The sequence below is a fragment of the Anaerobacillus sp. 63XJN7_5_ISO-PGPR-S23-430 genome (assembly GCF_056173695.1).
This window is the reverse complement of sequence record NZ_CM149686.1, coordinates 400682-427344: the sequence shown is the minus strand read 5'-3', so window position 1 is coordinate 427344 and position 26663 is coordinate 400682. Positions and strand designations below refer to the sequence as shown.

24 protein-coding genes and 1 riboswitch are annotated in these 26663 nt (G+C 38.8%); of the genes, 6 read left to right on the top strand and 18 right to left on the bottom strand.

Annotated features, from left to right (window positions below; all coding sequences use genetic code 11):
* Window positions 1-20 precede the first annotated feature (20 nt).
* Window positions 21-1619: a GGDEF domain-containing response regulator gene (locus AC0VYJ_RS02300; RefSeq protein ID WP_475366422.1), complete on the bottom strand. Its 1599-nt coding sequence runs from the start codon at window positions 1617-1619 to the stop codon at window positions 21-23.
* Between the two features lie 327 nt (window positions 1620-1946).
* Here AC0VYJ_RS02300 and AC0VYJ_RS02295 point away from each other — a divergent pair, with 327 nt between their 5' ends.
* From AC0VYJ_RS02295 to AC0VYJ_RS02285, 3 genes are all read left to right on the top strand, one after another.
* Window positions 1947-2378, top strand: a complete 432-nt coding sequence (locus AC0VYJ_RS02295) for a MarR family winged helix-turn-helix transcriptional regulator (protein WP_475366421.1) — start codon at window positions 1947-1949, stop codon at window positions 2376-2378.
* Window positions 2371-3561 carry an MFS transporter gene (locus AC0VYJ_RS02290; RefSeq protein WP_430241604.1) on the top strand — a complete coding sequence of 397 codons (1191 nt, stop codon included), beginning with the start codon at window positions 2371-2373 and terminating at the stop codon, window positions 3559-3561. The genes AC0VYJ_RS02295 and AC0VYJ_RS02290 overlap by 8 nt, the downstream gene beginning before the upstream one ends.
* Window positions 3562-3659: 98 nt before the next feature.
* Complete coding sequence (locus tag AC0VYJ_RS02285; RefSeq protein WP_475367444.1) at window positions 3660-4973, top strand: alanine/glycine:cation symporter family protein; 1314 nt, start codon at window positions 3660-3662, stop codon at window positions 4971-4973.
* Between the two features lie 52 nt (window positions 4974-5025).
* Here the strand turns inward: AC0VYJ_RS02285 and AC0VYJ_RS02280 are convergent.
* The 3 genes from AC0VYJ_RS02280 to AC0VYJ_RS02270 form a co-directional block, all read right to left on the bottom strand.
* Window positions 5026-6206, bottom strand: a protein-coding gene (locus AC0VYJ_RS02280) for an IS3 family transposase (protein ID WP_475366420.1) whose coding sequence is annotated in 2 segments (ribosomal slippage) — window positions 5026-5915 and window positions 5915-6206 — 1182 coding nt in all. Because the reading frame shifts where the segments join, the coding sequence is not laid out codon by codon here.
* A 101-nt stretch (window positions 6207-6307) separates the two neighbouring features.
* Window positions 6308-6967: a histidine phosphatase family protein gene (locus tag AC0VYJ_RS02275; protein ID WP_475366419.1), complete on the bottom strand. Its 660-nt coding sequence runs from the start codon at window positions 6965-6967 to the stop codon at window positions 6308-6310.
* Window positions 6968-7101: 134 nt separating this feature from the next.
* On the bottom strand, window positions 7102-8430 hold the full coding sequence (locus AC0VYJ_RS02270; protein WP_475366418.1) for a CoA-disulfide reductase: 1329 nt from the start codon (window positions 8428-8430) through the stop codon (window positions 7102-7104).
* A 239-nt stretch (window positions 8431-8669) separates the two neighbouring features.
* Between AC0VYJ_RS02270 and AC0VYJ_RS02265 the strand changes: the two genes are divergently transcribed.
* Window positions 8670-9665, top strand: coding sequence for an LLM class flavin-dependent oxidoreductase (locus AC0VYJ_RS02265; RefSeq protein ID WP_475366417.1), 996 nt, complete (start codon window positions 8670-8672; stop codon window positions 9663-9665).
* 76 nt (window positions 9666-9741) lie between these two features.
* On the opposite strand, the gene AC0VYJ_RS02260 is transcribed toward AC0VYJ_RS02265, so the two are convergent.
* The 8 genes from AC0VYJ_RS02260 to AC0VYJ_RS02225 all read right to left on the bottom strand — a co-directional run bounded on the left by AC0VYJ_RS02260 (window position 9742) and on the right by AC0VYJ_RS02225 (window position 17218).
* A complete protein-coding gene (locus AC0VYJ_RS02260; RefSeq protein WP_475366416.1) occupies window positions 9742-10821 on the bottom strand; it encodes an AI-2E family transporter in 1080 nt (359 codons plus the stop codon).
* 284 nt (window positions 10822-11105) lie between these two features.
* Window positions 11106-11600, bottom strand: a complete 495-nt coding sequence (locus AC0VYJ_RS02255) for an acyl-CoA thioesterase (protein WP_430241612.1) — start codon at window positions 11598-11600, stop codon at window positions 11106-11108.
* A gap of 114 nt (window positions 11601-11714) precedes the next feature.
* Window positions 11715-11898: riboswitch (cobalamin riboswitch) on the bottom strand.
* A gap of 173 nt (window positions 11899-12071) precedes the next feature.
* Window positions 12072-12737: a DsbA family protein gene (locus AC0VYJ_RS02250; protein WP_430241614.1), complete on the bottom strand. Its 666-nt coding sequence runs from the start codon at window positions 12735-12737 to the stop codon at window positions 12072-12074.
* A gap of 15 nt (window positions 12738-12752) precedes the next feature.
* Window positions 12753-13178, bottom strand: a complete 426-nt coding sequence (locus AC0VYJ_RS02245) for a DoxX family protein (protein WP_475366415.1) — start codon at window positions 13176-13178, stop codon at window positions 12753-12755.
* Window positions 13179-13280: 102 nt separating this feature from the next.
* A complete protein-coding gene (locus tag AC0VYJ_RS02240) occupies window positions 13281-13727 on the bottom strand; it encodes a threonine/serine exporter family protein (RefSeq protein WP_194222355.1) in 447 nt (148 codons plus the stop codon).
* 15 nt (window positions 13728-13742) lie between these two features.
* Window positions 13743-14504 (bottom strand): threonine/serine exporter family protein, encoded by a 762-nt coding sequence (locus tag AC0VYJ_RS02235; RefSeq protein WP_475366414.1) that lies wholly within the window; start codon window positions 14502-14504, stop codon window positions 13743-13745.
* A 207-nt stretch (window positions 14505-14711) separates the two neighbouring features.
* A complete protein-coding gene (locus AC0VYJ_RS02230) occupies window positions 14712-16097 on the bottom strand; it encodes a tetratricopeptide repeat protein (protein WP_430241620.1) in 1386 nt (461 codons plus the stop codon).
* Between the two features lie 188 nt (window positions 16098-16285).
* Window positions 16286-17218 (bottom strand): alpha/beta hydrolase family protein, encoded by a 933-nt coding sequence (locus AC0VYJ_RS02225; RefSeq protein WP_430241622.1) that lies wholly within the window; start codon window positions 17216-17218, stop codon window positions 16286-16288.
* Between the two features lie 338 nt (window positions 17219-17556).
* On the opposite strand from AC0VYJ_RS02225, the gene AC0VYJ_RS02220 reads away from it, so the two are divergent.
* Together AC0VYJ_RS02220 and AC0VYJ_RS02215 are read left to right on the top strand one after the other, a co-directional pair.
* Window positions 17557-18975, top strand: coding sequence for an alanine/glycine:cation symporter family protein (locus tag AC0VYJ_RS02220; protein WP_194222359.1), 1419 nt, complete (start codon window positions 17557-17559; stop codon window positions 18973-18975).
* Window positions 18976-19076: 101 nt separating this feature from the next.
* A complete protein-coding gene (locus tag AC0VYJ_RS02215) occupies window positions 19077-19256 on the top strand; it encodes a CsbD family protein (RefSeq protein ID WP_430241624.1) in 180 nt (59 codons plus the stop codon).
* 51 nt (window positions 19257-19307) lie between these two features.
* Here AC0VYJ_RS02215 and AC0VYJ_RS02210 read toward each other — a convergent pair whose 3' ends face one another.
* From AC0VYJ_RS02210 to AC0VYJ_RS02185, 6 genes are all read right to left on the bottom strand, one after another.
* Entirely contained in the window at window positions 19308-20408 is a 1101-nt protein-coding gene (locus AC0VYJ_RS02210) for a toxic anion resistance protein (RefSeq protein WP_430246991.1), read from the bottom strand.
* A 17-nt stretch (window positions 20409-20425) separates the two neighbouring features.
* On the bottom strand, window positions 20426-22039 hold the full coding sequence (locus AC0VYJ_RS02205) for a YceG family protein (RefSeq protein ID WP_475366413.1): 1614 nt from the start codon (window positions 22037-22039) through the stop codon (window positions 20426-20428).
* A 178-nt stretch (window positions 22040-22217) separates the two neighbouring features.
* On the bottom strand, window positions 22218-23030 hold the full coding sequence (locus tag AC0VYJ_RS02200; RefSeq protein WP_475366412.1) for an HAD family hydrolase: 813 nt from the start codon (window positions 23028-23030) through the stop codon (window positions 22218-22220).
* Complete coding sequence (locus AC0VYJ_RS02195) at window positions 23027-24145, bottom strand: cysteine protease StiP family protein (protein ID WP_194222364.1); 1119 nt, start codon at window positions 24143-24145, stop codon at window positions 23027-23029. Before AC0VYJ_RS02195 ends, AC0VYJ_RS02200 begins: the two co-directional genes overlap by 4 nt.
* An 8-nt stretch (window positions 24146-24153) precedes the next feature.
* On the bottom strand, window positions 24154-25497 hold the full coding sequence (locus AC0VYJ_RS02190; RefSeq protein ID WP_475366411.1) for a phosphoribosyltransferase family protein: 1344 nt from the start codon (window positions 25495-25497) through the stop codon (window positions 24154-24156).
* On the bottom strand, window positions 25424-26584 hold the full coding sequence (locus AC0VYJ_RS02185) for an HpcH/HpaI aldolase/citrate lyase family protein (protein ID WP_475366410.1): 1161 nt from the start codon (window positions 26582-26584) through the stop codon (window positions 25424-25426). Before AC0VYJ_RS02185 ends, AC0VYJ_RS02190 begins: the two co-directional genes overlap by 74 nt.
* Window positions 26585-26663 lie beyond the last annotated feature (79 nt).

Genomic DNA, 26663 nt, shown 5'->3' with positions numbered 1-26663 from the left:
CATTCGCCTCAATCTTTCTCTTATAGCATTTTTTGAATTAACCTTCTAATTCTAGCTTCTAATTCGCCCATGCTAAATGGCTTTGTAATATAATCATCGGCACCAAGCTCTAAAGCTTTAACTATATCTTTTTCTGCTTTACGACCCGTCAGCATCATAACAGTGTATTGGTTTTGACTACTCTCCTTACGTAACTTGCGCAATACCTCAATCCCATCCATTCTTGGCATAATGCCATCAAGTAGAACAAGACAAGAAGAACCGGCTTTGTGCCAGCTATCTTCAAAGAAACTTTCTCCTTCACGATAGCTTTTCACTTCAATTTCATAATTTCCTTCTGGTTGAAGCTGTTGAAGTTGAGAAGTGAGTAATGTTCTGATAATTTCGTCATCATCAACAACAGCAATTCGAATCGTCTTAATAGGCTTTGTATTAGTTAAATCACTTTCATAAATAACCATTTGATTTCGCCCGTTTGCCTTTGCTCGATACAGCGCTTCATCCGCTTGATTTAATAGCTTTTTGTTGGAAGAAGAACCATCAATGTCAACGATCCCGCCAGAGAATGTAACAGAGAATCTTTCTTCTTTAACCCGAAATACTTTTGAACGAAATCCACTTAATAAACGTTGAAGAAATTTATCAGCCTGAATAGATGTTGTATCAGGTAAAATCAAGACAAATTCTTCACCACCGTATCGAATCAATGTATCAGTACGTCTTTTTTCATCCATAATAAATTTTGATAATTTTCTTAGCACCTGATCCCCAATTAAGTGACCGAAACGGTCGTTAATAGATTTAAAATGGTCTATATCAAAAATGGCTAATGAAGCTTTTTCCCCATTTCGGACAAGGTCATAGCGCATATAATTCAGTTGGCTATCAAGAAATTTCCGATTGTAGGCACCCGTCAATTCGTCTGTTAATACAGAATGAACAATGTTTTTTCTTTTGGAAATTTTCCCATTAACCCTTAATAAATATTCCTCTAAGGTTATATCTACATCAAAAAAGTCATCTGCTCCAAATCGATAACCGTCGATACGATTAGATATCGAATTTTCTGTATCTGTCATAATTAACGGAGTAAACTGTAGCTCTGCTTTTTCTCTAACTTCTTTGGCAATTCCTGATTTGTCTGTTTTGATTAAAAGATAATCTACAATAATACAGTCAGGGTGCATATCGTATAAGGCCGTTTGCGCCTTTTTAAGGTCCATCGCTGCAAAGACGATGTATCCTTCCTTCTCAAGCTGAGCTTTCCGCTCAATTAACGTCATCGGATTTTGGTTGATAAGCATAATCATCTTCTGAACATTTGCTTCTTCATCCTTACCTTTGTTCTCAACAGCCGCTTCGAGAATTTCCTCCATCACACTATTTAATAATTGAGTTGTTTCTTCATTTGTTAGGGTTCTTTCGCTTTCTAAATCCATCTTCATCAGCAACTCTTCCGCTTTATCAGCGGATACTTTATATCCAACTGTCCCAGCAGTACCTTTAAACGTATGTAAAAACTTATATAATTCCATCTCTGTTATACTCTCATTTGCTGCTATCATCTCGTCATATTTCTCTTTCATATTAGAAACAAACTTCTTTTTATATTTCTCCAATGTAAAGCCTCCTCTTTCAAATAAGAGTGAATTTTGTCGAATTACTAAATACTCTCATCATAATTTAGTTTTAGATGTTCCACAACAAAGATTGTGTATTTTTTCCACATTTTATAAACTTCTATCTTTCGATTCATACCTTTCTACACCTTTTTTTATCATCGTATATATCAAAGTGAATCTTCCATTAACTAACAGCGAGGTTATGTTAATAAATTTAATAGAGTCTTATCTCATTGCAAACGACATTTGTTTACAAAGTTTACTTCCTTAGGTACACTAGTATCTATGCGAATTATTTACCCAGGTAAACAAAAGGAGATTAACATGATTTCAACAAGCGATATTTTTCATTCGTTAAATCAACAAGTGCGACACATCACAAAAGAAGTAAACGAGCTATTGAAAGAGTATAACTTGTATAGTTCACAATGGACGATTCTCTATTGTCTTGATCAATTCGGTCCTATGAAACAGACAGATATCTGGAAATACTTAAATGTTGAAGCGCCAACTACCACTCGTACTCTTGTTCGAATGGAACAAAATAACTGGATTAATCGAATGGAAGGTTCCGATAAGCGTGAACGCATTGTTAGTCTTACTCATGAGGCAGAAGGGCTTTTGCCTACCATAAAAGATTCTATTAAAGAGATGGAAGAATCCCTCCTTCAACACCTATCAACTGAAGAGCAGATTCACTTTTATCATCTTCTAAACAAAATAGGGCAACAGAAAGGAGAGAAAACACATGTCTAATAAACAACCGATTTGGACAAAAAGCTTTTTAAATATCTCAACTAGTAATCTATTTATCTTCATTGTTTTCTATGCACTTCTAACCTTACTCCCTATATACGTTACAGAGGAACTTGGCGGAAGCGAATCTCAAGCAGGTCTTATTATTACGATTTTCTTACTATCTGCTATTATTGTTCGCCCTTTCTCTGGAAAATTGATTGATCGGTTTGGCAAAAAGAAAATGCTCGTAACGAGTGCTTCTCTATTTGCTGCGGCTTCTTTTATCTATCCATTAGTAGACAACTATTATGCTTTACTCTTACTACGATTCTTTCACGGTGTATGGTTTAGTATTGTTACCACGGCAGCCGGAGCAATTGCTGCAGACACAATTCCAAGAGAACGACGTGGAGAAGGTTTGGGTTATTTCGCAATGTCTATGAACCTTGCAGTTGTTACTGGTCCCTTCCTCGCCCTAACGCTTCTTCAATATGTTTCATATATAACAATATTCCTTGTATTAAGTACCATAATGGTGATAGGGGTTCTTTGCACACTAGGCGTAAAAGCCATAGAAAATACCGAACCTATACCTAAGAAAAAATTATCATTTGATGATCTTTTCGAAATAAAATCATTCCCAATTGCAATCGTTGGACTCTTTGTTGCTTTCTCTTATGCAAGCGTCATTTCATTTATCTCTCTATACGCGAAATCAATCGGTCTTCTTGAAGCTGCGGGATTCTTTTTCGCAGTATTCGCTGTAGCTATGCTTGTCTCACGACCATTCACTGGCAGGATGTTTGATTTAAGAGGACCTAATACTGTCATTCTTCCTGCATTTGTTTTGTTTGCTCTTGGTCTCGTAACTCTTAGTTTTACAACACAAGCATGGATGTTACTTCTTGCAGGGGCATTGATCGGGTTAGGATACGGTTCGATTGTACCAAGCTTCCAAACACTTGCTATCCAAGCAGCTCCCGAATCAAGAAGCGCGCATGCAACGGCAACTTTTTTCACCTTTTTCGATACTGGAATCGCAACGGGGTCATTCGTACTCGGCATCATTGTGACTTCTCTCGGTTATGCTAATCTCTACATGATTCTAGGGCTCTTTGTGATTGGTATTCTGTTCTTCTATCAATGGATTCAGAAACAAAAAAGTTCGAGAAAACAACTTCGATCACAAACTAATTATTAAGGAAATGTATACCATAGCGATTTAATGGGTTGAAGTATAGTGAAAAAGTAAGCTATTATGGGAGAATCTTATTTTTTCATGAGAGCGAGTTGACAACAGTGCAAGTAATAGAAGCAATTAACGCGGTTCTTTGGGGACCCATAATGATTTCCCTCCTCCTTGGAACTGGGTTGTTTTTCACGATACGTCTTGGTTTTATCCAGTTTACAGGCTTAAAAGAAGGATTTCGCCAAACATTTGGGCCCCTGTTTTCAAAAAAGAAACAAAAAGGTATTTCGTCTTACCAGGCCCTCTCAACAGCCATTGCGGCTCAAGTAGGGACTGGGAATTTAGCCGGAGTAGCCACTGCTATTGCAGCTGGGGGACCAGGAGCTATTTTTTGGATGTGGATCTCTTCCTTTCTTGGTATGGCGACGATCTTTGCTGAAGCTGTACTAGCTCAGAAATTTCGCGTAAAAGAAAATGGGGTCGTAAAAGGTGGACCCGCTTACTATATTCGCGACGGTCTAGGTAGTAAAAAATTAGCCGCCTTCTTTGCGATTGCGATCATTTGTGCGCTCGGTTTTGTTGGGAATATGGTGCAATCTAATTCAATAGCCGAGGCTTTTCAAACCGCATTTCAAATTCCACCAATTGCGATCGGCATAGGTGTAGCGATTTTAATTAGTTTAATACTATTCGGTGGTATCAATCGAATTGCTCGATTTGCAGGCAATGTCGTTCCGATTATGGCGTTACTCTACATTATCGGAGCTCTTATCATTCTTGTCATACATTTCGATCAAGTACTTCCAGCACTATCACTTATCGTTGAATCGGCATTCACTCCAGAATCAGCTGGAGGCGGAGTGCTTGGTGCCTCGATAAAAGAAGCGATTCGGTACGGGGTTGCAAGAGGGCTATTCTCAAATGAAGCAGGTATGGGGTCAACACCTCATGCCCACGCAGTGGCAGAAGTGAAACACCCTGCACAGCAAGGATTTGTAGCTATGGTCGGTGTTCTCATCGATACCGTGATTATTTGTACCGTTACAGCACTCGTGATTCTTGTAACGGACGGGGCAAGTTCTAACCTTACTGGAATTGAGTTAACGCAAGCTAGTTTCACTAGTGGCCTAGGGGGCTTTGGTGTTTACTTTATTGCATTTAGTCTTTTGTTCTTTAGTTTCACAACAATTTTAGGCTGGGCTTACTTTGGCGAAACAAATGTAAATTATTTATTTGGACAAAAAAGCGTCCCTTACTATCGTGGTGCTGTTCTTGTTTTCATCGTCCTAGGAACTGTTTTAAATGTGCCGTTCGTATGGCAGCTTGCCGATACATTTAATGCATTCATGGTGTTGCCCAACGTCATTGCCCTGATCGCTTTAAGTAGCGTCGTAAAAAAATCATATAAAGAGCTTTCTCAATAAAAAAAGCGATGCAGTTTGGTCCTACCCCTGTCAAGTAGACAGTCTAAAAAAACTAAGCTGCCAACGCGTGTCGATATTCAATCGGCGCGCGTTGCTTTAATTTCTTCTGGAAACGTCTGTAGTTATAGTGGTAGATGTAATCCTCGATTGCTTGTCTGATCTCGTTTTCTGTTTTACACTGATTGATATACAACTTCTCTGTTTTGAGATGCGAAAAGAAGGACTCAATGCAGGCATTATCCAGGCAGTTTCCTTTGCGAGAGTGGCTGCCCTTAACGCCGTATTCTTCTATTCGTGTGTTGTATGCCTTAGACGTATACTGAAAGCCTTGATCCGAATGGAGAACGGCTTTCGTTACGTCTTTTTTCTTTGTCCATTGCGCAACTGTATCTAGTACAAGCGCTAAATCGTTGCGTTTAGAAAGCTGCCAGCTTACGATCTCATTGTTGAATAAATCTTGAATCACAGATAAGTAATAGAATCGTTTACCATCTGATACATAAGTAATGTCCGTCACCATTTTCTGATTCGTTCCATTTGCTTTAAAGTTTCGTTTTAGCCTATTGGGATTGATCACAGATGGAGTGTATCCATGCCTTTTCCTCTTTCTACGAATCACCGATTGAATGCCCATCTCGCTCATCAATCGATACACCTTTTTGTGGTTGATGTGGTAACCACTTTCTTTTAATAAACGCGTCATAGTAGGGTAACCTGTTTCCGGATGAAGAAAATGAATCCCCATCATATGCATTTGGATGTCATGATCTTGATTGGCCCTTTCTTCGAGCTTTACTTTACTAGCTCTCCATTTGTAATAGCTGGATGGTTGGAGGGAAGCAATCTCTAACAACCAGGTAACAGGAGCTTTATTCCTTAAATCTTCCACGGTTTCATACTTTATTTTTTGCGTGATTTTCCCTCCTTTTCGAGATTTTGATACTGCTTTTTTAAGTAATCCACCTGCGCTTTCAGGTAATCTCTCTCTTCTTCAATCGTTTTAAAGTTTGTGCGTGGCCTACCATGCATAGGATTTACCTCACTGCGACTTCGAATATCAAACGGCTCACCGTTTTTCCACTTCCTCACCCAGACTTTCAGCTGTGTACTATTTTTTATTCCTAATTCTTCCGCTAAAGCTTTGTAACTTTGAGAACCATTAATGTATTTCATCACGGCGTTCTGTTTAAACTCGTCTGTATACTTCTCAAACCTCTGCCCTTTTTTAGCCATAGAAAAAATCCCCTCCAAGCATCATTCTTTCCTCCACCATATCATGGAGGTTTTTTTGAATGTCTACTTAAAGGGGATAATATCAGCTGCATCGCTTTTTTCTATCTATCTGCACTTAGATGAGAGTTGATATTCAGACTGCGGATCACGATTTCATCGCCAGCCACATCAAGGATATTTATTCCTGTATTATCTTGAAAGATGCGACGATAGTTGGCAAAAGGCATCCCAAGTACCCCTGCTAGAAAGAAACGAATCGTGTTGTTGTGCGCAACAACGAGCACCGTTTCACCGGAATGCTTTTCACTTATTTCCTTAAAAAAAGATGACGCTCTTTCATACATTTCACGAGCCGTTTCACCCGTTCGCCCCGCTCTTGTTTCCCATGGGTTAGCCATCCAATTATCCCATGAGTCAGGATCTTCTTTAATAAACTCCGCTTTCGATCGACCTTCCCACTCTCCAAAATCACCTTCATAGATCCGTTCATCTATTTGAATCGGCAAATCTCGTTCTCCTAAAATGAGTTCAGCTGTATGACGTGCACGTATTAATGGAGAAGCATAAGCTCGATCAAACGAAACCGAACTTAGAAAGTCGCCTGCATTCTTCGCTTGAGTGGCTCCCTCCGTAGAAAGTCCAATATCTGTTCGTCCACAATAAAGATCTCCTGCTGCATTCCATTCACTTTCACCATGTCGTACAAGATAAATACGCGTATGACTTTGTTTCGTTGCTTTATTTATACTCTTATTGGTCACTACTTGCTCACTCTCTCCTACACAAATTCTAACCTTCATTATGGATATCGTATCGAGAGGATGCAAGTGGAAGAAAATGTTTCTATTTCTCATTACACAAGAAATCCGCTAGCTATATGCCAGCGGATAATCATCTATAAAGCGGCCTGTAAACCAGCCTGATTTAGAAAGTTCCACGGTTTATTAAAATGTGGTTGGAAAAAGAAATCGATGTATCCTAATTCTTCTATAGTCATTTTGTTTTGAATACAAACAGAGAGTGTATTAATTGATTGCGTTACGTCTGCTTTAGAGATCACTTGAGCTCCAAGAATTCTCCTCGTATCCACTTCATAAACCACCTTCAGTGTGATCACTTCATAATCTGGCATAAACTCTGGACGATTGTTTTCTTTTATTGTGATTGTTTTCACATTCTTACCCACACTAATAGCTGCCCTCTCGGTTAAACCAGTAGAAGCCATACTGTGATCAAAAAGGTGTAAACCAGATGTCCCCTGAGTGCCCATATATCTGATCGTTGGTTTCATAATGTTCTGTCCAACGAGGGTACCCATTCGAACAGCATTTGTAGCTAAAGGAATATACGCATTTTCACCAGTAGGATTGTATTGTATAGCACAGCTATCGCCAGCAGCAAAAATATTTTCCTTACTTGTTCTCATATATTCATCTACAATAATGGCCCCGTTTGGCATCATCTCTATCTGCCCTTTAAGAAGATCTGTGTTCGGACGAAAGCCTACAGAAAGAATAACGAGATCTGCTTCATATTCTCCACGGGTTGTCACAACTTTAGAGACGTGTTCCTCTCCTTCAAAACGAGTCACTGTTTCGTTAAGCGCAAGACGAATGCCACGAGTCTTGAAGTCCTCTTCAATTATATCTGTAAACTCTGGATCAAGATACTTACTTAAGATACGGTCTTCTCCATCAATTAAGGTTACTTCTTTTCCATATTTCTGAAAAGCCTCTACTAACTCAACTCCAATATAGCCTGCCCCAATAACGGTAACGCGTTTAGCTTCCTTTGCTCGTTCGATAATTGTATTAGCTTGGGTATAGTTTTTTGATAAAAGGATATTATTAAGTTGAATTCCTTCAATAGGCGGAATAATCGGCCATGATCCTGTCGCCATCACAAGCTTATCGTAATCATCCTCAAACACTTCTTTTGTATTCAAATTCTTAACGCTAATACGATTGTTTATAGAATCAATATCTAATACTTCATGCTTCATTTTCATTGTGACACCCATCTCTTCTAACTTCTCAGGAGATGAATAGAATAAACCTTTTGGATCTTTTACAACTCCTCCAACATAAAGAGCAATTCCGCAAGATAAGAAAGAGACATTATCATTACGCTCATAAACCGTAATATCTGCTTCAGGATAACGTGTTGCTATATTCGTAACTGCGGCCGTTCCGGCATGTGTACATCCAACAACTGCTACTTTCATCAATAATTCCTCCTTGTATAATTGTGAATTATTTCACATAAAAGGACGCAATCATGTGATGTGTTTCACAATTTCTATATTGTAATTATATGTTCCTTTTGTATTAATTGCAATAAGTTTGTTCAATGTTTCACAATAAATTTTAAACACAAAGTCGTCTTACTATCACATACCTTCCTATCGCGTTACGATAATGATAGAAGGTTAATACTACTTAATAAAGCGGAAGGAGTCTGACCATGGTTACATTAAGCATTCTTGATCAAGTCCCTATACCTTCAGGGAGTGATGCCTATAAAACACTTGAGCATACGCGTGAACTCGCACGTACTGCAGAAGCTCTTGGATACTACCGATACTGGTTTGCAGAACACCATAGTACAAAAGGGCTTGCCAGCACCTCTCCAGAGATTATGATGTCTCACATCGCAGCCTCAACCTTTAATATCAAGGTAGGCTCTGGTGGTGTCCTGCTTCCACAATATAGTCCATTCAAAGTGGCAGAGAATTTCCGACAACTAGAAGCTCTTCATCCAGGACGTGTTGACCTTGGAGTCGGCCGTTCACCCGGTGGTACAGCAAAAACACGATTAGCTTTAACAGATGGCATTAATAAAAGCTTGAATGAATTCCCACGTCAATTAGAAGAGCTCTCCCACTACTTGACTGACTCTATGCCGAGAGGACACGAGTTTGCCGGCATAAAAGCAGCTCCTCAAACCGACTCACCCCCTTCTCTTTGGCTATTAGGTATGGGTGAGAATAGTGCTAAAAAAGCAGCAGAATTGGGCATTGGCTATGTCTTTGGGCATTTTATTAAACCTGATCGAGGTAAAAACGCCCTCCAAACTTACTATCAACTGTTCCAACCTACTTATTATAGTCCTTCTCCTTCAGCTATTATTGCCCTATTCGTCGTATGTGGAGAAACTGACGAAGAGGCGGAAGAACTTGCTTTAAGTCAGGATCTCTGGCTTCTGCGAGTAGAAAAAGGTCTTGATAGTCGAGTGCCATCCATTGACGAAGCTAAACAGCACCGTTATACAGTAACGGAAGAAGAACGAATAAAAAATAATCGAAAACGAATGATAATCGGATCTAGAGAAACAGTAAAGAAGAAAATCGACGAATTAGCCGAACACTATCAAACTGAAGAATTCATGGTTCTCACAAACATACATGATTTTGATGAGCGAAGAAAATCATATGAGCGTCTTGCACATATTTATTTATAAGGCGATTACTCAACATGTTTTTAGGTGTTACTCAAATAAAAGCCCCTACTTCTCAATGAAGTAGGGGCTTTTACCGTTATTCAGTTAATTCGGATCGATGCCGTATTCGATAAAATTCATAGAAATTCTTAACGATGACCTTAATGACGGAGTAAAGTGGAATAGCAATCAGCATCCCAATGAACCCATATAAAGCCGCTGCTACAATTAGTAGTAAAATGATGGTTAAAGGGTGTATGTTTAACCTTTTACCTAAGACAACAGGCGCTACCAGGTTTCCTTCTAACTGTTGAACAACTATCGTAATAATAATCACATACAAGGCTAACATCGGTTCTTGTGTTAAAGCGACAACCAGAGCAGGTATCACACCAATAATTGGTCCGAAAAATGGGACCACTGCTGTGATCATCACAAATAGTCCTAATATTAATGCATAAGGTAGTCCAATGATTAAATAACCAACATACATTAGGACACCGTCTACGATTGCTACAATAATTTGTCCGATAATATAGGCCGATAAAGTTTTATCAACCTTATGAAGGATCTGTTCTCCTTCACCCTGATGTTTATTTGGAATAAATCTTAGGAGAAATGGGCTTAATTTATGATCATCTTTAAGAAAATAGAATAAGACAAAAGGTACGATTACAAGGACTGTCGTAGCACTTGTTAATGCACTCACAACCTGCATAATATGATCACCGAGGCTTTGCGTTAAATTACCTAAATAGCTCGTTGCTTTTTGTTGAAGGTTTTCTACAGAAAGCATCCCCATATCATTTTTCTCCATCATTTTCTCAGCTTCTTTTGCTGATTCTTTCAGCTTCTCAGGCAACTCCTTCGAAAACTCTGAAACCTGACTCTGAATCGGATTTGCTAGAAAAGTGAATCCAGTATAGAGGATACCCGCAATCCCTATAAACACAATTAAAATCGCGACAATATCTGATACAAATGGAATCTTTTTTAATAACTTAACAATAGGCTTGATTGCATAATACAAAAAACCAGCAATTAGTACTGGATAAAACAATGTACCTATAATTGTTTTCACCGGTTTCAATAAATCTAATTCTGTCAAAAAGAAAAAACAGATTAATAATAGAATAATACCTGTTATATACTTGAAGAAATCATGTCTAATCCACATTGGCCGTCTCCTTTGTTTTTATTCATTTCACTCTCATCCCTATACCACTCAACACTCTTTTACTAACTTGATTTCCACAAAAAGTTTCCGATTCCAGGGGATCTAAAAAGGAACCTCTCTCGTAAATATTGTTTCTATAAGAGTGAGGGGTGATTCCCTCTCCAATCAGCTAAATGTGGTTTTAAATACAAAACTACCATCTTTTAGGAATGAACCAAAATATAACGATAAAATGTCTCACGACTAACAAAAGAGAGCCGGAATACTCCAGCCCTCTTTTCTGGTTATAACAACGTTAGGATTCCCCCTAGATTCTTGCTTGTTTCTTTACGATCTAATCTTGTTTGAGCTCTTTTTTGGGCTAGCTCGTTAAGCTGCTTTTCCCCTTCAGTTTCCGGCTGAATTCCAGGTACTTTCATTGGTCTACCGTCGAGAAGGGCTACAAACGTAATAAAACACGTCGCTGCTATACGATTGGCACCCGTTAAAAGGTGTTCGGCGTTTACTTTCACAAAAACTTCCATTGAGCTTTTACCTGTCCATATGACAAAAGCTTCATAATGAATCGAATCCTCTTCCGTTATAGGATGTAAAAACTCCACCGTATCCATAGACACTGTCACGCATTCTAGACGAGAATGCCTTGTCGCCGCGATTGATGCTAGCATATCCATATCGGCAAGGAGTTTACCCCCAAATAATGTTCCATGGCTGTTAAGGTCAGGCGGAAAAATACGGCTGCTCTTATACACTCTTGATTCGCTTACATTCTTTTTCATATCATCTCTCCTTTTCTAAACAATAAAAAATGCATACTCTTTTCATAAGAGCATGCATAACAAATAGACTTTTCCCAGTCTTCTCCGTTACACCCCCCTATCGTCCGTAGGTCAATCAGTGCTTTAGAAAAGGCAGGTCTCCTGGCTTGAAGCTTTGTTGAACGAATGCCCCTTCCCTATCATTGATAAGTGGGGTAACGCACCGTCCTTACTTCTTACAGTGGCGGGACCGCATTGGATTTTCACCAATTTCCCTATTAAGTACTGGAATCAGTACACCTTTTCCATTTTATTCAATTGTACTTCTCTATTCTTCATGCCGGGGATCCAAAAGTCAATACCATTCGTTAATCAAACGTTTGTTTAACTATTTATACCTTAAACAAACGTTTATTTAATGATTTTTCCGCCTGCAGAGGAACCAATTAATTAGAATGCAACAAAAAAAAGACGCCTTCACAGCGCCTTTATTTATTCGTCGGTTGAATCCTCAACCATTTGTTTTAATTCAGATAAACTAGTTCCGTCAAAACGCTTACCATCTACAAATAAGGTAGGCGTTTCTGAAACATTCTTTTTATTTGCATAAGCAAGGTCAGCTTCTACTCGTTTCTCACCTGCACCACTCTTATAGGCTTTAACAACTCTGTCCGTTTCTTCTTCACTAACTAGACCACTAAGGGTTTTCGTTAAGAAAGATTCAGTTAAAACATCTTTCGTCTCAGATCCTTTTTTATGTTTGTCATACAGAACATGATGAAATTGCCAAAATACATCATTACCTAATTCTTGATAAACAACCTCAGCAAATTCAGCAGCCCTCGTGGAATCTTTATAGAGGAACGGATAATGGACAAAGTAAAATTTTGCTTTCTCAGTTGCTAATAATTCCTCTTGGATTTTTGGAAGCAAAGATTCATTAAAGGATTGACATGAAGAGCATTTATAATCACCAAATTGCACAATTTCAACTGGCGCTGTTTCCTCACCCAAGTGCGGTTGAGAATCTAATTTAAATCCTTTTGTATTTGCAAATGGATGAAACAGAAAGTTAATAAACAAAAATAGAATAACGAGTCCCGCAAATAATAATAACCATCTGGCACCCGGTTTTAACTTCTTTTTTGGTTTAGCCATTCAGTCACTTCCTCTTTAATCCTTTGTTACTTTCTCCTGATCGATCTTAAACGACCAACCTTTTCTCTTAAGGTATGTTGAAAGACTATATGGACCGCCGCCTCCTAGAAATAAAGACACTGACATAGCTAGAAAAGCAATGTCTAGTTCATAACCGCCCAGCATTCCAGTTGATCTCTTTACAAAGAGAAGAGCTCCTAATAAAATCATGGAAAACAGTACGCTGACAATTCGCGTTCCTAAGCCGAGAATCATCAAAACTCCTCCAGTTAACTCAACTATAGCCACAACATAAGCAAGAAAACCAGAAATACCGATTGTCTCAAAAAAAGCTACTGTATTCGTGATCCCTTCAGAAAACTTTAAAAAACCATGAGCAAAAAAAAGCATACCTACGACCAATCGAATTGTTAACAACCCGAGATGGGGATAGGTTTTCATTATTGATCCTCCCCAGATACTAACATTATTTGACACCGTTCGACACAGTTATCCAACTAAACGTTATCATAATGAATGCCTACATTGCAAAAGGATGAAGACCTATTTCTGCCCCCTTGCGAGTGTGGAATGCCGTATGATTTGATTGATCACTTCCGAAAATACTAACCCTACTGCAATGGATCCCGATATCATAAATGCTCTGGCTGCAAGGTTAATGGCACTATTGTAATCATTTTGAACGAAATTCCTCATCGCATCGTAAGCCAGACCACCTGGAACAAGCGGAATAATCCCCGCTACACTAAATATAATGACTGGTGTCCGATACACCTTTGCAAAAACCTGACTAATAACAGCGATGACAAATGAGGCTGTTACAGTGGCGATGACAGCATCAATACCTGATGCCTCCATTCCGTAATAAATCATCCAGCCACACATGCCAACAAACCCGCCTTTAATAAGGGAGGATTTAGGAGCGTTAAATAATAATCCAAACGCTGCACTTGCCACAAAGCTCGTCAAAACCTGAGCAATAATTGTCATAATTGTCCTCCCTTTCTATAAAAATGATACAACAAGGGCAATGCCTGCTCCAATCGCAAATGCGGTAAGAAAGGCTTCTGCGCCTTTAGATAGGCCAGATATTAAATGCCCCGCCATTAAATCCCTTACAGCATTCGTGATTAATAGACCAGGAACAAGTGGCATCACTGAACCAATAATAATTTTATCAAGTTGCCCACCGATTCCAGTAGACACAAAAAGGACAGCGAGTAATCCTATGACAAATGAAGCAAGGAACTCTGAGAAGAATTTTATCGGTACAAGGCGGTTAAATAGTGAAACACTATAAAAGCCACCTCCCCCTGCAAGAACTGCCGGAAGAAAATCTCCCCACTCCCCTTGAAACATAATTAGAAAACAACCGCTTGCAATCGCAGCAGCAACTAACTGCTTAGGAAATGTATACCGCTCGGTCATTTTATCCAATTGGTCAAGCTCTTCATAAGCTTCCTTAATCGAAAGACCACCGCTGCTAATTCTCCTCGATATACTATTTACCTTCGTTACTTTATCTAAATCCGTCGTGCGCTCTGAAATGCGCATCAACTGTGTTTTGGAAGGTTCAGGACCTTCTAAAGAGAAAATAATCCCAGTAGGGGTTACGTAACTATTCGAATGCGTTGCCCCATAAGCGTCCGCAATTCTAGTCATCGTATCTTCTACACGGTAAGTTTCACCGCCATTTTGCAGCATTACCTTTCCAGCCAAAAGGCATACTTGAATAATGTCATAGGCATAACTCGTTTGATTTTCCATACGTCGCTCCTGACAACCGTGAAGTATTCATTGTTCGTTGTTTCTTAGTTTATATGAACCTACTTATGTTTATCAAATGTAATATAAAAAGAAGACGATCATTTTGATTGTCACTTTAACAAAAAGGCTATGTTAGCTTATACTGTTGATTCCCGATTTTAGGCTCATTAATATAGCCAAAAAAAATAGCGCTGGCATAAGCCAGCGCTATTGTTGAGACACTCTTTGCATTTTAGAATAAATCGACATATAGGTATTCGATTCCTCCACTTTACCCATCTCACGATATACCTTCGTCAACCACTGAACAGGGGTTGGGTCCGTTGGATGCAGCTCCATCTCCCAATCGAAGCAGGTAATTGCTTCATCATATTGTTTAAGTTTATGGTAGAGCTTACCTAGCTGAAATTGCTTATCTGGATCATCTTGAATATCCGCCATTGTTTGTAGCGTTGATAGGATAGAGAGATCTTGGTTTTTCTCGAATAAAGGCTTCACCCAGCTATAGACGTATCCCAATCCAAATTCATGCAGCATCCTAGGGATAAGTGCTTGAAGTAAACCATCTAGATAAGGACGATTTTCTTTACGTTCCAAACAGCTTTGAAGGGAAGGATAATCAAAGGTTTTGAAATTTGTAGTCTCATCTTGAAATGCACTTAGAAGAAGGTCATATTCACTTTGGGTGATTTCACCTTTTCGTTCTGTCATTAATTGAATGGCTTCACTTGTTTTATTTAAATACATTAGAGCTTGAAAAGCATTGTTTCTTAGAGTTTTATGGTGAGGTGCTTCTGCATACATCAATGATAGCAGACGGGCTCGCTCAGATTCAGAGAGCGTAACATCGATGAGAGATAGTGGGTCCAGATCATCCTCTTCAGGTGATTGGAGATAGAGGTAAAGGCGTAAAGCGGATCGTTCAATAACACGTTTTTCTTTACGAAGGATTGATTCAAGGTAGGCTTGATGTGCTTGAAGGTCATCATAAGCCTGAATTTCAGCAAAAAGCGGATCCACTTCTTTAAGACCATCATGATCTCCTTCATAGAAGCTTCTAACTTTTTGATATTCTAATTTCCGCGATAGTTCGATCGCCCATTTATTTGTTGGATCGAAATAAAGCATCACAGCTAAAATTTGAAACGCCATCCGTAATTGGCCATTTCTGCGGTAGTCATAAAAATGCTTTCGCATTAATTTAATAATGGTTTCGGTTGAGAGAAATGAATCAAAATAAGAAAAGATAAAGGATGTTTCTTGAGGGGTGTACCGTTTCTGTACAGATTGAAAGACTTGCTTTGTAGATTTAAGATGAAGTGTTCGATCAGATAGAAAGTGATCAATAAGCGGGTGAGGTGCTTGGAGTACGATCCCTTTCTGGAAAGCTTTCTCAATAAGAGATCCATTTTTAACTTCTGCCGTTTTCCCAGTAATGAAATCATCTTTATAAAAGAAAAGGTAGAAGTTACTTCCATCTGTCTTCTTAGCTTCTATAATCTTCATTCTTTGATGAATTACGAGTCGCTCAACACGTAATTGGACTTGTCGTTGATTCGAGATAACAGTAACACGTTGTGGTTGCTCGATCATTAAAATCCCTCCCGGGCAGAGCTGATTTTTAAACCTTCCACCTTTATTTTACCACTCCATTCATCAGGAAGAAAGTGATCATTCTTGAGCTTACAGAAGCTGCTAAAATAAACGATTAGTTAAACCTGCTTTAGACAATTTAAGGATGAAGCTAAAAATTCATTTGTTGAGGTTTCTTCTCCATATGCCTATCGCTTTTTTAACCATTCCGATACAAGTTCGATTAGCTCTGAATCTATAGGATGCTTTACCTGCTTCTTGTAATCATTGATGATACTCGAGAAACGATGTTCTACTTTCGTTTTTCGTAAAACATGAGTTAGGTCATCAACAATATAATGTTCACATTCACCTTTAACAAGAAGACAAACGTCTTTCACCTGCTCCTTCTTTACCTGAACATCTTTTGAGCCAGTAATTGCAATAACTGGACACTCTACCTCACTAAAATATTCGCGCACGTCAAACTTCTCATGTTCACGATTCCATTTCGCGTTTATTTTTTGACCATTGTATCGTATAGTTGGCGCATCAGTACTTTTTATTTTTCGGGTCATTTTATCATTCATCTTATCTAACTTTTTATCCGCTTTAATGAATCGAAGCAACCACCCCTGGAAGCCACTTAGCGTTTGCATATCTTCTTTCATTTGACTTCTTTGCCAAGCTGTCGTTTCTGCAAGCGGCTCAGCTGAGGGAGATAATAGAATCATTCCTTGCACAGTAGTCCTAGTGTGGACGACAGGTGACACAAGACAGCCCTCGCTATGCGCTAGAAGATAAATTCGCTCTTCATCAATACTTTCATGTGATTTAGCGAACTTTACAACGTCTACAGCATCATCAATTAGATCATAGTACCCTGTTTTATAATAATCCCCTCTACTTTCACCTATTCCCCTCTTGTCATACCGAAGAGTGGCGTACCCTTCACTTGTCAAAATAGTAGTGAATTCCTTAAACGCATTTATTTTTAGACTTTTGGCATTTTCATCACGATCCACAGGACCGCTTCCATGTATCATCACGATTACAGGATACTTCTCTTCTGAATTGGAAGGAAGAGTAAGAGTTGCACTTAAGTCAAATTCGCCTTTAACCATAACATCAATTTCCCTCATGCCTTTCGCTCCTTAAATCTGTTATTTAGTACTCACTTCTCATTTTCCCCAAGGGTTTTTATTTATTATATCGAATAACAAAAATAGGAAAGAATAAATAAGATGGTTTATTTTACAATGTGAGGTTATCTTACATCAAGTGTCCTTTTCAATCAGTACTACATGTATAATAAACAATTGTGTTGCTGCGTCTAACGTCATTTATTTTCTGAAAATACGATTTATTTTCCATTTTTATTAAAACACTTATAAAGTAAGTTAGATTCAGTTGAATTAAGGGAAGTGTGATCATATCTTACATTCTTCTTTCCTAAATCATATATAGAAGGGGCCTACATATGGATATTTTAAAAACAATTGTTGATGCTGGTAATGAGCTTATTTGGTCAAATGTTCTAATCGTCATTCTAATTGGTGTCGGACTTTATTTTACAATTCGTTCTCGATTCGTTCAATTTCGCTTATTCGGTGAGATGTTCCATGTTCTTTCTGAAAAGGACACAATGAAAGGAAGAAAAAACTCTGTTTCTAGTTTACAAGCTTTCTTCATTAGTACGGCTTCACGTGTTGGAACCGGAAACCTTGCCGGCGTTGCCTCAGCAGTTAGTATCGGTGGTCCCGGTGCTGTATTTTGGATGTGGGTTATTGCCCTACTCGGTGCAGCAAGTGGATTTGTTGAAAGCACACTAGCTCAAATTTATAAAGTGCGCGATGGCGACGATTTCCGTGGTGGACCTGCTTACTATATGCAGCGTGCACTAAATGCTAGATGGTTAGGGATTATCTTCGCCGTCTTAATTACATTCAGCTTTGGTCTTGTATTTAACTCTGTACAATCCAATACGATCGCACTTGCTTTCGAAAATTCATTTGATGTGAATCGCTGGGTATTAGGTGCGATCTTAACTGTTGCAACGGCGATCATTATTTTCGGTGGCGTTCGTCGAATTGCTGTTGTTTCTCAAATCATTGTACCAATTATGGCAGGGATTTATATCATTGTTGCTGGTTTTGTTTTAATCGTTAATTTCACTGAAATCCCAGCTATGATCGCTCTTATTTTCCAACATGCTTTTGGTTTAAAAGAAGTGACAGGAGGCGGTGTTGGTGCCGCAATGCTTCTAGGAATCAAACGTGGTCTTTTCTCTAACGAAGCTGGTATGGGTAGTGCTCCCAATGCTGCTGCAACTGCAGACGTATCACACCCAGTAAAGCAGGGACTTATTCAGGCGCTTGGTGTGTTCGTGGATACTCTACTTATCGCTACAGCAACAGCATTTATGATCCTAATGTCAGATGGCTATGTTGATTCAAAGCTAGATGGTGTACAGCTTACTCAGGAAGCGATGAACCAACACTTAGGAAGTGGCGCAGGTATATTCGTAGCAGTTGCCGTTCTCCTCTTTGCTTTTAGTTCAATTATTGGTAACTATTACTACGGTGAAACAAATATCGAATTTATTAAATCAAGCAAAACCGCTCTTCTTCTTTACAGACTTGCCGTTCTTGCCATGGTTATGTTCGGTGCTAAAGCCGGATTCGGTATCGTTTGGGGCATGGCCGACCTTTCCATGGGTCTTATGGCACTCTTGAACTTAATCGTCATCTCCATTATTGGTAAAGTGGCGTTTGTAGCATTGAAAGACTATCGCGATCAGCGAAAAGCAGGTAAAGACCCTCAATTCTACGCCGATACGATAAAAGGCTTGAAATCAGATATTTGGACAGATAAGCCTGTAAAAGACAAATCAAACTAATGTACTATTTTCTGCCCCTTGAAGCAAAATGCCGTTTGGCATCCGCCTTCAGGGGGTATTTTCTTTACTAGATAATCGTAAGAGAAAGGAGCGTTTTTGCAATGAGTGATCGCAAAGGACTAAGTGATAAAGTGAAAGGCGCTGTTTCCAAAACTAAAGGTGAAGTAAAAGATCAAATTGGTAATGCAAAGGATGACCAACACCTTCAAGAAGAAGGCAAACGTGATAAGTCGAAAGGTGAATATCAGGAACGATCTGGTAATCTCAAGGATAAAAATTAAACAAACTCAATTCATAAATAAAAGGAGAGCGGGAACCCGCTCTCCTTTTATTTATGAACGTTTAGCATTATTACCGATTTGCTTCATGTTATCTTGAAGTTCAAGAATTCGCTTCGTACCTTCATCTCGCAGACGTTTATTCTCGTCCTCAATGGCTCTCGTTTCTTCCATACCTTTAACGATTGTATTCCAGGATTCCTCAATCGTCTCAATCTTAACACTCGGTCTACCAGATAATTTAGCTATCTCAACGCTTTGATTCGAGATGTTCTGCGCATTGTTTTTTAACATTTCGTTTGTACGACGATCCAGCTCGTTCATTGAATCAGCAACAAGCTTCTGACGCTTCGCGGTCACAGCTTGAATGACACCGTTTTTAAAAACAGGAATGGTAATAATAAAGGCTGAATTGATCTTACCTATTAGCTTAGTGTTTCCACGCTGCAACAGTCGAATTTGTGGAGCTGTTTGAATTGCAACCATTCTCGCCATCTCAAGATCATAGATGCGCTCCTCTAGCGTCTGAATAGCATTATTCAAAGTATCAAGCTCCATTTGCGCCATTTGATCGCCACCACTAACTTTTTGTTGGATCGCAGGAACCTTATCTTGAAGTTCTTCTAACTTTATTTGACCTGCAACGACGTATTTCTCAAGTTCTACATAATAGTTCAGATTATGTTGGTACATTTCATCCAATGTCCCAGTAGAACGAGACATTTCATCTTTGTACTTGGAGATTTCAACGTGTACTTTCTCAATTTCTCCACCGAGCGTCTGATATTTACCAAAAATCTTTTCTACCATATCATTGCTTTTTTTGAAAAACTTAGAGAGAAAGCCCGTTTTCGGCTCTTCAAAATCTTTCTTATCAAAACGATCCATGATTTTCCCAAGTTGTTTCAGCATCTCACCTGAGTCCGTGACGCTAGTTGTACGCATCATAGATAAGATTTTATCTGAGAACTTCGAAATCTCTACCGCTGGTTCTTTACCAAATTCGAGTAATGCCATTTGGTCTTTTACATCAATTTCACCGGCAAGCTTTTGAACTTCTTGCTCTTCGCGAAGTTTTAAACGTACATCTTCAGCCTTCGCTTCTGTAATCTCTTCATTCTTATCGAGCGTAGTTAGGCCTGTATCATTCGTCATGGACGATCACTCCCTGATTATAATTTAATCGATTTAAATAGCTTACGAAATACAGAAGGTTCTTTAAAATCCTGCCGAAATGCCATTTCCTCTAACCAATGCGTATCAAACTGATTCGAATCAAGGTAGCGCTCAATACATTGATGACCAGGAGGATTATATAGAATGATATCAATACCGAACTCATTTAGCAGGTGTAACACTGCTGCATCTGATCGTGATAATGTACCGTTCATTTCTGTATTATATAGCACTACTTTCGGCACTTCCTGAGAATAATCAAACGTTTGCATTAAATGAACAAACTCCTCAGGGATTTTTGTAGTTTGAGAGAATAAATAAAGCTTAATATCTTCTTCCGTTTCATTACCTTCCGGAAGCAGCTTCGGATTTGCACACATTCTTGAGATAGCTTGTCCAATCGCTTTCTGTGTCTCATTTGGAAGGTGTTTATACTGCCACCAATTCCCCTGCATCATCAATTCAGGATCTAACATTCCTTCCCGATTCATCGTATGCTGGTAGTGAAATTTCTGATTCGCTCTCGCCTCTTGTGTGAAAGGAAACTGACGAATCATCGTAGTCGATTTTGCTTCACTTATATCTTGAAGTCGGTTCCAGTATTCCTTTTTATTCTCAGATACTCCCATGATCTTAGCAAATAAAGAGGGGATATGGACCGTGCCATCCTCTACTTTAAAATTAGGTCTAATAAATGCTTTTTCCTTTGCAATCAGAAATAATTCATCATAAGTCGTTTTTAGCGTAACAGACTTAGGGGAATAATTTCGTAACTGCCAAGGCTTAAAAAGTTGCGATCCTTCATGATGAAGCACCGTATCCATTTCCTTTGTTGCTCGATAAGCAACCGTAGAGCGTCTCTCTGGTTTTTCAATCGGAAATGGTTCAATTGCGACGGTAGTAGGTAATTTCCTTTTCTCCATCAATTCCCCATCGGGATCGAGTTCGTCAAACGAATCAACTCCTTCAGGGTGAAAATAAAGGACATCGCATCCAAGCTGAACAAGATAAAGTAAAAAGTATTGCTGACTTGTTGAAGCTTCACCGTACCATACAATACCAGGCATCTTTATTTCAAACTCCGCACCTTCTAACCATGGATCGAGATGATTCCAAGTCCATTTCATTAAATCAACAAGTACTCTGCGAAATTCCGGATGACTAAATCCCCCATTATGCTGTTTTTCAAACAGTTCAAGAATGGAGATTAATGATTTTCGCAAATGACGATGTAAGGCAGGATTTTTGTGTGAAGGAATAAGTTTGGCGCCTTCCAAAAAGGCTACAAACCGATTCGCAGAAAGTCCGTTTTCTTTTTGGTTAATGGAATGAATCGATTGAATCGCCTGAAGTCGTTCAGGACTTATTACCTTATTCAATTCTTCACTTAATACATGAAAATAGTTAGAATTCGATAGCTCATGCAGCTGAAGAAAATATTCATTCTCATCATAATAGCTCCCCAAAAATCTCCCCACGATTTGCGTTATAAGTAATTCGTTCCCGTTCTCATAAGGAGTTCGTTCAGGAAACGGCTTGAATAATAGTTCATTTAAATTCTCATCATCAAGTGGTGTTTTCTTGATAAGAATTTGATCATAGTGACTCATGATGTTCTCCCCGCTTTCTCATTCCTTTCCGGAGGATGGTCAGTTCCGATCAAGCCTCCCTACATTCATAATTTTATTATACTTTTACAAGTAAGAAGTAACCCTATTTATTTCTAGCCATTCTTTCATCAATATAACATCTTCTATCTTTCAGAATAACATACTATTTCTTCCATACTTAACTCTTTTGTTCTACCGATTCCTTTTTTAAAGATAAGTCGCCAACAATGGAGTCTAGAATTTCTTCTGAGGCCTTCATTCCATGGGCTGTCGTTTTGGGAAGATCGGGATAACTTTCGAGAACTTCACCATGTGCAGGTACATAGCCACAATCACCTTGGTGAACAAGTTCATAATCAAGAAGGGAGTCTCCTGCTGTATACACGTAAGATAATCCAATCTCTTTCTTCAAATAGTCGACGGCTTTCCATTTGTTTACTGGATTTGGAACAAAATAAAGCTTCCTCCCCTGAAGACTAGGTTGCCATCCCTGCTCACGTGACCACTCAAATAAATGATAGAGTTCTTCGGACGATACATGATCTCGTTTAATAATTAGGTAAACAAAAAGGGAGTCTGCATGACGAATTCGCTCAACCCAGTTTCCTGTGATAAGGTTCTCCAGTTGCCGAACAAAGGCATCAAGCGACAAGCACTCTTCTAACGAAGCATTGATTCGATTCGACCAGTCACTCAATACTTTTCCGTTCTTTAAAATTCGACCGCCATTACTTGTTATGGCGTATTCGGGTTGAATCGTTGTTTGAAAAAATGTGATACGACGGTATTGTTCAACTGTTCTTGTTGTAACAGGGATAAAATAAATCTCTTTATTTACCTTCTGTAATAACTCACTAGCATAGTTGGAAATATACGAAATTTCCTTTCCATCAAGTGTTTCAATTAATTCATAGTTTTGCTGGGTATCTTGCTCGATCATTCTACTAGAATAAATTAACGTGCGATCTAAGTCACTAGCAAATGCTCTCATGATTCTTTCTCCATAGGCTTAATCAGTCCGCAGCATGAATAAGACATGTTTGCGTACTCTTCAATTGGAACACCTCGGTCTCTTGCTAGAATAAGAATATGTTCTAAGTTCATTTCCGCATCTGGATGCACAAGAATTTTCCATGGAACACGCCGTAACAATACTCTCGTTGTTTCTCCAACACCAGGTTTGATGAGGTTACTGTTTGCTATTCCATAATCCCTCTGGATGTTTTCGATGGATTCAAGTCCTTTCCACTTCGGCTTGCGATCTTCCTTTGAGATATCTTGCAATCCATCTTCAACCTCTGTAGCGATCAAAGGATACTGTGTACAAATTGTATCGACGAATAAGTTGGAGACATCTTCTGCAGCAAGCTCCGAGTAGTATTTGCCTCCGTGAAAATCTCCCTCATGAATCCAATTATTATTAAGCACAGTACGACTGACAAGCCCTGATACGGTTGAATTTAAACAAGCACTTGGAATCAGAAAATCTTCACGAGTTCCAAAAAGAGAAGAACAGTCACCTGGGTCTGCTAAAACGGCTAATTCGCTCGATAGATTCTTGCCAGTACTAGCATTAAATTCTGCTACTGACTTTGTTAACTCCTTTGTAATCGCTCCTTTTCCAGTCCATCCGTCAATAAACGTAATAGACGAATCAGGATGCTGATTTAAAATAAATTGAAGAGCATTCTCATCAATGCCTCTGTCCCTAATAATAGAAATGCTGTAATGGGGAAGTTCTCGATCATACTTATAAGAAAGGTAACGCTTGATTAATACACCTATTGGCGTGCCTGCTCTAGCAAGCGAAACAAGTACTGTTTGAAAGCCTCTTTCCGCCACAAGCTGTTCAGCAACAATCCCTACTGCTACAGCCACTTTGTGCTTCGCCTCTTCGAGTGAAGTATAGAACAATTTCATATATTCATCTGTCGGCTTATACTCAATAGGAAGCATCTCAGAATAGTGTGTACCTTTCTGAATTGCCTGTTCTCTCTCCATCGTACTTTTTTCCATTGTGATGTCTGATAAATCTTTTAGAAGGAAAGTTACATCTTGATCAGGATAACTTCCCATTTTGGTAGTCTGTACAGTCAATTTGTTCATCCCTCTCTTCAAGAACACGTTACAATATGAATCGTTTTTATATCCCGTTCTTCTAATATTGCTATAATTTCTTTAAGGTCAGCATCTGGGACACTTTTTTCAAAAAAGAGAAAAGCTTGCTCATATTCACCTTCAGGAATGTTGTAGACGTAATGCTGAATTTGTTGATCTTCTGGATTCTGAAATGTGAATCCATTTGATATCGCATATCCTTCAATATCTACCGGCTGTATCGGACTTCTTGTCGTGGAATGATAATACACCTCACCATTTAGATAAGAGGCAATTTTCATCGGGATATACATAAACTCCCCAGTGCCAAGGCATAGAGTCTTCCCTTCGAGTGATTCTTTCTTTAAGAGATTCGATGCTTTCTGACATGAATCCTCTATCTTCGCCTTATCCGTTCCATTAATTCCAAACCTACCGCTATAAGTTAAATAGTCATTTTCATTACGTGAATCGAAACAAGATGATAAATCAATGCGATTAATCTCGGCTACATCACTAAGATATCGACTTGATTGAAAGTCATGAATCGGATGCTCAAGAGGCTTTCCTTCGAATTTAATAGTTCCTTTAAGCAAAGAAACAACGCTAATTGTAATCCCAAGTTCCATTTCTAATGCTTTATATTGTTCCATATGTTCATCAGATCGCCAGTCTAATAGAGAAAGAACAGCATAATGTTTGCGAGGATAGTTTGCGTGGAGTTCCCTGATGATATTTAGACAAGTCTTGCCAGTTGTTATTTCATCATCTACTAATACAACTGGATTAGACTTCATTAGAATAGACCGATCTGCATAACACCGTTGATCCACAGCATGAGAATGCTCTTCTTTAAAGTTAAATTCTGGATCTAAATCACTTACATTTTCTCTTGTTGTATGAATATAGTATCCTTCTTGAAAGCTATCAAATACAGCATGTCCGAGCGCTGTAGCCGTTTCAGCAAATCCAATTACTATTGGTGGTTCCTCAAGATAGAGAGGATTGTTTAGCAATCGCTCGTACGATTTCTTAACTTCTTCCAGGTGGTTGCTTAAAAACCCATCTCTTACTTCTGATAAATAATCGATGGACTCTCCTGTCACGCTCTCATAATAAGTGATTGCTAAGAGTCCTGAGGCAAGTAGCGATTTATGAGGATGAACCGGAATATGCTTGCCAAGCATTTTACTAACAAACAAAAAACCTCTTTTTTTATTAATTCTAGCTGCCATTTGAAAAAATTCCTCAACCGGTATGTTCAATTTATTTTGAGTAACCTCTAACTTAACGCTCATATCCGACAGGATCTGAAAATGGTACTGTTTCGGTAAGCATTTTGATGAAATTGTACTTGTCATGATACACCCCGTATATATTCGATTTCGTAATGATCTTCATCGCCCACTTATAATGCGGTTTAATCTCATTCATCTTATTTTGTGATTCGCTTTTCAGCACGCCTACATCCCCACTTACGTGATCCAAAATGCTAAGTGCATCAAGATATTCTTCTTTCGATACAATATTTACACACTGTACGACTTTCATATGAGTAGGGTGGATGACAGTTTTACCAATTAGACCATTCGTCAAATCAAGCAGCGTCTCGTTCAACAGTCCTGTGTTATAGTCCAGTATGGTTTCGTTCCCATGTGCACTTACTTCTCTTCTGCTATTAAAATACTCCCATACAGGACCCGAGATAACAAAGGTTCTACCAAAATAATTGACGACATCAGATATAAAGTCTCTCATTATCGATATATCGTATATTGTTGATTGGGCACTGCGGCGGATTCCATAAAGTCCACATAGATCAGTTGCTCCTATACGGACGTTAAGAATAGAGGATTCGTATTCTTTTAATAGCAAAGATATGCGTTGGAATTCTGTATAGCGTGATTCCTTATAGAAAAGCTCTGGCGACTCTAAAATCGGCATGCCATATAGAAGAGCACCTGCCGTTCGTTCTACTTTTTTGAGAGTATGTAAATACTCTCCACCATTCTTAGAGGAGAATTTAGGAAACACAAAACCTGTCAAATAGTGAATAGAAGCACCTAATTTATTTGCCACTTCGTTTAACTGCTCAGCTGACCGGACACGAATGAACAGTAGGGGCAGTGTCTCCCAACACAATTGACGATCATTCATAGCTTGCGCGATAGAAGAAAGGTGTTCTACCGTCTGATCGATCGCCTCATCCACACAGTTGTCCCCAATTGCATCTTCAAGATCAAGCACAATCGTAGTCAATTCTTGGTACTTGCCTTGGATCACGATCTCAGCAATATCTTTTCGAATCGCAGGCATATACAAAGCAGCACCAACCGCATACGATAGCTGTTCACGATCTATATGTTTATTAATAGGTGTTGGTTTTTTATAGAAAATTTGCTCCTTTTGCATTTCTGATAGATATTTAAAATATTCCAGCGTCTTCACCCCCTAAGTCCTAATTATTAGGTTATATTAGCTTCTATTTTTACTAAATTGAAAGTTTCATTGTATAAAAAAGAAGGAG